Origin of the sequence: Microbacterium sp. (assembly GCF_043427715.1) — a bacterium.
Lineage (GTDB): Bacteria > Actinomycetota > Actinomycetes > Actinomycetales > Microbacteriaceae > Microbacterium.
Genome location: NZ_JBHWTD010000115.1, coordinates 1 through 8,263, shown reverse-complemented (window position 1 = coordinate 8,263; position 8,263 = coordinate 1). Strand labels below are relative to the sequence as shown.

Genomic DNA, 8,263 nt, shown 5'->3' with positions numbered 1-8,263 from the left:
CTGTGGGTGCGCACGGCGCCGTCGGGGCCGACCGCGCGCGGCTCGTCGCCGATCCACGCGAGGGTCAGCGTGTCTTCGCCCTTCAGGAAGCGCTGTGCGCGGACGCCTCCGGTGGCGCGCCCCTTGGGTGGGAAGTCGGTGAAATCGGAGACCTTGCCCGAGCCCGGATCCGTTCCAGCCAGCGCCTGCGACGACCCGGCGATCGTCGCGACGACCGTGTCATCGGTCGCGCGAACTGCCATGAAGGAGATCACACGCTCCCCGGCCGTAAGGCGGATGCCGGCCATGCCGCCCGCGGCGCGACCCTGCGGGCGGACCGCGTCGGCTCCGAAGCGCAGCAGCTGAGCGTCGCTCGTGACGAACACCAGCTCGGTGTCGTCGGGTGCGAGGGCGGCGCCGACGACGGTGTCCTTCGGCTTCAGTGCGATGATCTCCGCGTCCGGCTTGCCGGGGGCGAGCTCGGTGGCCATGACCCGCTTCACCACGCCCTGCGCCGTGCCCAGGGCGATCGGGGCATCGCCGGTGAGCGGGACGATCGCGACGACGTGTTCGCCGGGGGCCATACCGACGTAGGCGTCCGCCTTCGTTCCGGCCCCCAGCTGCACCGAGTTCGCGGGCACCGAGGGCAGGTCGACGGGGGAGAAGCGAACGAGGCGGCCGGTGGAGGTGACCGCGCCCACGTCGCCACGGGTGGTCGTGTCCACGGCCGACCGGATCGCGTCGTGCTTCGCGCGCCGCGAGGGCGGGACGATGCCGCCGCCCTCGACATCGGGAACGAACTCGGCGCGCACCATGCGGCCTGTCGCCGAGAGGAAGACCCGGCACGGGGCATCGGCGATCTGGAGGTCGGCGGGGGCGGCTTTCCGAGAGCGGGGCGCGACGGGGCCGCCGTTGAGCAGCAGGGTCCGCCGCGGCGTGCCGTACGCCTCGGCCGCGGCATCCAGCTCGGTCGCGACCTGCGCGCGCAGAAGCGAGTCGCTGCCGAGGAGCTCTTCCAGGCGGGCGATCTCCGCCTTCAACGCGTCCTGCTCCGCTTCGAGCTCGATGCGCGAGAACTTGGTCAGACGGCGAAGTCGCAGTTCGAGGATGTACTCGGCTTGCACCTGTGACAGGTCGAAGACATCGATGAGGCGCGAGCGAGCCTGCTCGCTGTCATCGGACGAGCGGATCACCTGGATGACCTCGTCGATGTCGAGGATCGCGATGAGAAGACCCTCGACGAGGTGCAGGCGCTCCTGCTTGCGGGCGAGACGGTACCGGCTGCGGCGCGTCACGACCTGCATGCGGTGGTCGAGGTAGACCCGCAGCAGGTCCCTCAGGCCCAGCGTCTGCGGCTGTCCCTCGACGAGGGCGACGTTGTTGATGCCGAACGAGTCCTCGAGCGGTGTCAGCCGGTAGAGCTGCTCGAGCACGGCGTTCGGGTCGAAGCCGGTCTTGATGCCGATGACCAGGCGCAGGCCGTGGTTGCGGTCGGTCAGATCGGTGACGTCCGCGATCCCGGTGAGCTTCTTCGAGTTGACGGCATCCTTGATCTTCTCGATGACACGCTCGGGGCCCACCATGTAGGGCAGCTCGGTGACGACCAGACCCGTCCGGCGGGGGCCGAGCGGCTCGACCGAGACCTTGGCGCGGGTGCGGAAGGACCCACGCCCGGTCGCATAGGCGTCCTTGATGCCGTCGAGACCGACGATGACGCCGCCACCGGGCAGGTCTGGGCCCGGCACGAACTCCATGAGCTCGTCGAGGGTCGCCTCAGGGTTCTCGAGCAGGTGCACGGCGGCGCCGACGACCTCGATGAGGTTGTGGGGTGCCATGTTCGTGGCCATTCCGACCGCGATGCCGGTCGCACCGTTCACAAGCAGGTTGGGGAAGGCAGCCGGGAGAACATCGGGCTGCTGGAACTGACCGTCGTAGTTCGGGACGAAGTCGACGACGTCCTCGTCCAGGTTCTCGGTGAGCGCCAGAGCCGCCGGGCCCAGGCGCGCTTCCGTGTACCGCGGGGCGGCGGGGCCGTCGTCGAGTGAGCCGAAGTTGCCGTGCCCGTCGATGAGCGGCACGCGCAGCGACCAGCTCTGCGCGAGGCGGACGAGTGCATCGTAGATGGCGGAGTCACCGTGCGGGTGGAGCTTTCCCATCACCTCACCGACGACGCGGGCGCTCTTGACGTGGCCCTTGTCGGGCCGGAGGCCCATGTCGGCCATCTGGTACAGGATGCGACGCTGCACGGGCTTCAGGCCGTCGCGGGCGTCCGGCAGCGCTCGCGAGTAAATCACCGAATACGCGTACTCGAGGAACGATCCCTGCATCTCCTCGGCCAGGTCGATGTCCTCGATGCGCTCGTCGACGGGCGGAGTGGAGGGGGTGCGCGAAGCTGCCATGTCCTCGATCGGTCTCGGGTGAGGGGGTCAGTCGCCCGGCGCATGCGTCGGGACAGGGGCCGTCGTGCCGTGTGGAAGACTTGCCCGGATGTCTCTCAGCCTACCCGTGGACCCGCCTGGAGCCCGGAGCCTCACCGGCGTCGTCCCGCATGTCCTGGCCGCTCTGGCGGGGCAGTCGTCGTGGTTCGCGCCGGCTCGCTCGGCCGTCGTGCTGCTGGTCGACGGGCTCGGCCGTTCGAATCTCACCGCGCGTGCCGGGCACGCCCGTTTCCTCACGCAGCGGATGACGAAGAAGGATGCCGCGCGCACGGTGTTCCCCTCGACCACCGCCGCCGCCCTCGGGAGCCTCCTGACCGGCGAGGGCCCCGGAGCGCATGGACTGGTCGGATATCGCGCCCGCGTTCCCGGGACGGACGAGGTCGTCAATCAGCTTCGCGGATATGAGACCGACGGGCTCGATCCGCTCACGTGGCAGCGCAGCGAGCCGATCTGGGAGCGGGAGGCCCGCGCCGGGCGCCCCGTGTTCGTCGTCACGAAGGCCGTATACGTCTCGAGCGGCTTCACGCGCGCGCTGAACCGCGGAGCCGAGATCGTCAGTGCAGGCTCGATCGCCGAACGCGTCGAGATGGCCGCGGAGTTGGCGCTGCGACATCCGTCGGCCCTGGTCTACGCCTACGTGCCCGAGCTCGACATGATCGGCCACGCGCGCGGGTGGGAGAGCGACGAATGGTCGGCCGCGCTCGAGCAGGTCGACGCCGCTGCGCGCGATCTCGACGCGTCGCTCGGCTCGGCCGCCGGTGCCGTGCTCACCGCCGATCACGGGATGGTCGACGTGCCGCGGCACCGTCAGCTTCTCATCGGCGACGGCGATCCGCTGTGGGACGGTGTACGCCTGGTCGGAGGCGAGCCGCGGATGGTGCACCTCTACGCGGAGGACGGCGCCGTCGACGGTGTGCTCGAGCGGTGGCGGGCGTCGGAGTCCTCACGGTCGTGGGTGCTCTCCCGTGACGAAGCGATCGCCGCGGGTCTGTTCGGTCCGGTGCACCCGGACGTGCTGCCCCGCATCGGCGACGTGGTCGTCGCCGCGCGTGCCGGTGTCGCGTACTACGACGACCGGGATGCCGACAAGAAGCCTCAGAACATGGTGGGCCAGCACGGCTCGCTCACCGACCAGGAGCGCGTCGTGCCGCTGGTGCGCCTCGGGGCTTTCGCGCCCGAGCGCTGACGCGCGTCGGCCGCGTCAGCCGTTCGGCTCAGCCGTCCTCGGTCCGGGCGCCGAAGACGATCTCGTCCCATGACGGCATCGAGGTGCGGCCCTTGCGGCGGGTCTGCTCGGTCGGTGCATCGGCATCCACGTCAGCGGACGCCTGGGGCGCCTCCGGCTCGGCCGACTTCTGCTCGTAGCCGGGCTCGAGGGCGTCGAACAGGGCGACGGGCGACGAGGAACGCTCTTCCGGCGCGGTCTCGGTGGGCATCGGCTCGCGCTGACCGCGGCGACGACGAAGAGCTTCCAGAAGGTCAGCGGTCTCCGCGGAGGTGACCGGAGCGTCGGGAGCGCGCTTGATCGCCGCCTGCTGCACGGCCGCCGACGAGGCCCCGCGAGACTCGGGCTCGGCGTCCGCTTCCGGCTCCACGGCACCGCGGACACCGAACGCGCCACTGTCGAAGCGGGACGAATCCTTCAAGGCGGAGGAATCGAGAGCGCGCAGGCGGGGGATGAGACCTTCGGGGAGTGATCCCTGACGCGACAGCTGTGTGGCATCCGAATTCTGCGGTGACAGGGTCGAGCGGCGGGGGTCGAAGCTCCAGCGGGCGTCATGGTCGACGTCGTTCGCCGTGAACTCCAGCTTCACGACCCAGCCGTTCTGCTCGCGCCAGCTGGTCCACCGCTCACCCGTGGCTCCGGCCTCGGCGAGCTTGGCCCGCACGGCGTTGCCGAACGTCGGCTGCGCGCCGGGGTCGAGTTCGCCGCCGATGAGCACGGTCACCGCGAGCGCCTGCCCGACGATGTGCTCGCGCTCCGCGAGGACGGGCCCTTCGAAGCGCTGAACGTCCTCGAGGCGTGCGCCGAGGAGCTCCGCGACCTCTTCCGCAGACATGCCGGCGCGGATGTGCGCCTGGATTTCGCGAGGGCTCGGACGGTTGGCGCGGGGCTCGGCGTCACGCTGCACGCGACGCAACTGGGAGCGCAGGGCCTCATCGATCGGCAGCGAGAAACGGTCGCCCGATTCCGTCGCGAGCATCAGCTGACCATCTTCGGTGCCGATGACTTTGAGCTGCTCCATGCGAACGTCCTCCAGATCCAGCGTGGGCCCATGTCGACCTGCCGCGCCCATGGTCGCACGACCCGTTCGCGGGGGAGGGAATATCGCGGGCGTGCCGCGAGTTTGCGCTGGCATCCCCCTGAAAGAAGTGACGGTGAGAACCGACATTTGCCTTTCCCGGGCCGGTGATGCAAACTATGCCCGCCCGAGTCGGGCTGGGCTTCCCGCACCGCCCGCCGAACCACCACAGCAACACCCGAAAGTTGAGACATCCCAGAAATGGCCACGGACTACGACGCCCCCCGGAAGACCGAAGACGACAGCGAGTCGATCGAGGCACTGAAGGAGCGCGTTCCGGACAAGATGTCGGGCTCGGTCGACGTCGAGGACTCCGACAACCCCTCGGGCTTCGAGCTCCCCGGCGCCGACCTCTCGGACGTCGACCTCGACGTCGTCGTGCTGCCGCCGCAGGACGACGAGTTCACCTGCGTCGAGTGCTTCCTCGTGAAGCACCGCACCCAGATCGACCACCAGAGCTCCATCGGTGCCATCTGCACCGAGTGCGCCTGACGAACCCTCCGTGCGGCCCGACGAAGGCCTGACGGATCAGCGGCCCCGCTGCGCGCGGGTGATCATCGCCGCCACCCGCTCGGGTGTGCGAGACGAGAACACCCAGTGCGTGGCGGGGTCGTCGTCGTCCAGCACCGCGACGCGCACGACGCCGTCGATGCCGCCGCGAAGCATGTGCCAGTCGTCCCGACGCAGTTCACGCCCGCGCGCGGCGCGTGCCTCCTCGCCGGTGAGCACCTCCGGGGCGCCCAGCAGGTCGACGCCGATATGGGCGCGCCCGACCCGGAGCACGCCGTCCTTCACTGCGACGGTGGGCGCCGCCGCGACGAGGGTCACCACGATGAGGACGCCGACGATCAGCCCGACGACGAGGGCGAGCGTGCCGTCGATGGGGCTGAAGACGATGGCGGCCATCGGTGCGCACACGGCGGCGCTCGCGAGGATCCACAGCGACGGGCTCAGCCGCTCTTTGTAGGCGGCGGAGGCGGGCGTGGATGGGGCGACGTTGTGCATTAGCCTCGGGGGGTGATGGATTCCGTGGACGTTCCCATTATCTCGGCCCACGTCCCCGTGTACGCCCACCCCGGCGACGCGGGGGCAGATCTCGTGGCCACCGAGTCCGCGCACCTCGAACCGGGTGAGCGCGCACAGATCGGCACCGGCGTGCGGATCGCCCTGCCCGACGGCTACGTCGCGTTCGTCGTCCCCCGCAGCGGTCTCGCCGCGAAGCACGGCATCACCGTGCTGAATTCGCCCGGAACGGTCGATGCCGGCTACCGCGGCGAGATCAAAGTCACCCTGCTGAACACGGATGCCGCGAACGCGTTCGACGTCGCTCCGGGTGACCGGATCGCACAGCTGATCATCATGGCGCTTCCGCGCGTCACTTTCCTTCCCGTCGAGACCCTGCCCGACAGCGCGCGGGGCGAAGGCGGCTTCGGATCCACCGGCTACACGACAGGACACACCGCATGAGCGATGAGCTCGCACTGAAATCCGCTCCCGCAGACCGCGCCGAGAACGGCCCGTTCGACGAGACCGAGGCTAATCCGGTGCGGCCGTACATCGACCTCGGCGGCGTGAAGGTTCTCCCGCGCGAGGGACTCAACCTCCGGCTGGAGGTGGAGGAGCAGACCAAGCGCATCGTCGCCGTCGGCCTGGACTACGCCGGCTCCACCCTGCAGGTGCAGCCCTTCGCCGCGCCTCGCTCGGCGGGACTCTGGGAGGAGACGCGCGCGCAGATCCGTGAGCAGATCCGTCAGCAGGGCGGGCGTGTGGAGGAGCGCGAAGGTCCCCTCGGACCCGAGCTGCTCGCCGAGGTGCCCGTCGTGGGCGCAGAGGGCGACGCCGGCAAGCGGCTCGCTCGATTCGTCGGTGTCGACGGGCCGCGCTGGTTCCTCCGTGGCGTCATCGGCGGCGCCGCGGCGAGCGACCTCGAAGCGGCCGCGCAGATCGAGGACCTCTTCCGGTCCCTCGTCGTGGTGCGCGGTGGCACGCCCATGCCGCCGCGTGATCTCATCCCGCTGAAGATGCCGGCCACCCCCGGCGCATGAGCGATCCCGTCCGTCCGGGGGAGCCGGGGTCCGGGAATCCGGACCTCACGCCCCCGCCGCCGCCGTCGGCCTCGGACCTCCTCGGCGAAGCGCTCGGCAGCGCGGCGCTGAAAGCGGGGCTGGACCCGCAGGCCGAAGCGACGACCGGGCACGTGGTCTGGCGAGCCATGGGCGGCTGGCGCGGTGTGGCCGAGTCGGTCCTGCCGGGCCTCGCCTTCGTCATCCTCTACACGGTCACGTCGCAGAACCTCATCGTCGCTCTGGCCGGGTCCGTGGGACTGGCTGTCGTCTTCACCGCGATCCGCCTGCTGCAGCGCTCACCGATCGCCGCGGCCTTCGGAGGGCTGGTCGCCGCCGCGGCCGCAGCGGCGCTGGCGCTGTTCACCGGCCGTGGCGAGGACAATTTCGTCCCCGGGCTCATCACGAACGCGGTGTACGGATCGGCCTTCCTCATCTCCGCGCTCATCGGCTGGTCGCTCATCGGCCTGATGGTCGGGTTCCTCATGAACGAGGGCGTGACGTGGCGCGCCGACCGTCGGAAGCGTCGGGTGTTCTTCTGGCTCGCGATCGCCTGGGCGGGTCTGTTCTTCGCGCGCCTGGCCGTGCAGTTCCCGCTCTATTTGGCGGGTGAGGTGGCCGCACTCGGCACTCTGAAACTCATCATGGGCCTGCCGCTGTTCGCGCCGATGGTGGCCGTCACGTGGCTCGCCGTCCGGGGGATCTACCCGCGCCCGACTGCGTGATAGATTTATCTTGATATCAAGATAAATCCTCCAGCCCACGAGTAAGGCGCGCCTCACTAGCCGCCGACGACGAGCGCGGGGAAGATGGGAGTGCAGGCCGTGCGCGCCTGCGCCCGCCGATGAAGGAGAGCACACGTGTCCACTGTTGACAGCTTCGGTGCCAAAAGCACTTTGACAGTCGGCGACACCGACTACGAGATCTTCCGTATCGACACGGTCGCCGGTTACGAGAAGCTCCCGTTCAGCCTCAAGGTGCTGTTGGAGAACCTGCTCCGCACCGAGGACGGCGCCAACGTCACCCGGGAGCAGATCCAGGCCCTCGGCGAATGGGACCCGAACGCCGAGCCGAACACCGAGATCCAGTTCACCCCGGCTCGCGTGGTGATGCAGGACTTCACCGGTGTCCCCTGCATCGTCGACCTCGCCACCATGCGCGAGGCCGTCACCGCCCTCGGGGGAGACCCGAACAAGATCAACCCGCTGTCGCCGGCCGAGATGGTCATCGACCACTCCGTCATCGCCGACCTCTTCGGCTCGGACAACGCGCTCGAGCGCAACGTCGAGATCGAATACGAGCGCAACGGTGAGCGCTACCAGTTCCTCCGCTGGGGCCAGACGGCGTTCGACGACTTCAAGGTCGTCCCCCCGGGCACCGGCATCGTTCACCAGGTGAATATCGAGCACCTCGCGAAGGTCATCTACGACCGCTCCGTCGACGGTGTGCTCCGCGCCTACAGTCAAGATCGGAAGAGTAG

Annotated in this window: 9 protein-coding genes; 6 read left to right on the top strand and 3 right to left on the bottom strand. The window is 69.6% G+C overall.

The genetic code is table 11. From position 1 onward, the window contains the following. On the bottom strand, positions 1 to 2,378 hold a 2,378-nt coding region (locus ACHFGS_RS12400; protein WP_394289499.1), incomplete at its 3' end, for a DNA topoisomerase (ATP-hydrolyzing) subunit A. Positions 2,379 to 2,466: 88 nt separating this feature from the next. Here ACHFGS_RS12400 and ACHFGS_RS12395 point away from each other — a divergent pair. Then, on the top strand, positions 2,467 to 3,603 hold the full coding sequence (locus ACHFGS_RS12395) for an alkaline phosphatase family protein (RefSeq protein WP_394279208.1): 1,137 nt from the start codon (positions 2,467 to 2,469) through the stop codon (positions 3,601 to 3,603). A 28-nt stretch (positions 3,604 to 3,631) separates the two neighbouring features. Here ACHFGS_RS12395 and sepH read toward each other — a convergent pair whose 3' ends face one another. Further along, positions 3,632 to 4,663: a septation protein SepH gene (sepH, locus tag ACHFGS_RS12390; RefSeq protein ID WP_394279207.1), complete on the bottom strand. Its 1,032-nt coding sequence runs from the start codon at positions 4,661 to 4,663 to the stop codon at positions 3,632 to 3,634. Between the two features lie 258 nt (positions 4,664 to 4,921). Here sepH and ACHFGS_RS12385 point away from each other — a divergent pair, with 258 nt between their 5' ends. Beyond that, positions 4,922 to 5,212 (top strand): DUF4193 domain-containing protein, encoded by a 291-nt coding sequence (locus ACHFGS_RS12385; protein WP_394279206.1) that lies wholly within the window; start codon positions 4,922 to 4,924, stop codon positions 5,210 to 5,212. Between the two features lie 36 nt (positions 5,213 to 5,248). On the opposite strand, the gene ACHFGS_RS12380 is transcribed toward ACHFGS_RS12385, so the two are convergent. Continuing rightward, on the bottom strand, positions 5,249 to 5,725 hold the full coding sequence (locus tag ACHFGS_RS12380; RefSeq protein ID WP_394279205.1) for a DUF3093 domain-containing protein: 477 nt from the start codon (positions 5,723 to 5,725) through the stop codon (positions 5,249 to 5,251). Between the two features lie 12 nt (positions 5,726 to 5,737). On the opposite strand from ACHFGS_RS12380, the gene dut reads away from it, so the two are divergent. The 4 genes from dut to ACHFGS_RS12360 form a co-directional block, all read left to right on the top strand. Continuing rightward, positions 5,738 to 6,187, top strand: a complete 450-nt coding sequence (gene dut / locus ACHFGS_RS12375) for a dUTP diphosphatase (protein ID WP_394279204.1) — start codon at positions 5,738 to 5,740, stop codon at positions 6,185 to 6,187. After that, entirely contained in the window at positions 6,184 to 6,765 is a 582-nt protein-coding gene (locus ACHFGS_RS12370; protein WP_394279203.1) for a DUF3710 domain-containing protein, read from the top strand. Before dut ends, ACHFGS_RS12370 begins: the two co-directional genes overlap by 4 nt. Continuing rightward, complete coding sequence (locus ACHFGS_RS12365; protein WP_394279202.1) at positions 6,762 to 7,508, top strand: DUF3159 domain-containing protein; 747 nt, start codon at positions 6,762 to 6,764, stop codon at positions 7,506 to 7,508. The genes ACHFGS_RS12370 and ACHFGS_RS12365 overlap by 4 nt, the downstream gene beginning before the upstream one ends. Before the next feature lie 135 nt (positions 7,509 to 7,643). Continuing rightward, positions 7,644 to 8,263: aconitase family protein (locus ACHFGS_RS12360; RefSeq protein ID WP_394289498.1), on the top strand; the 620-nt coding region annotated here is incomplete at its 3' end.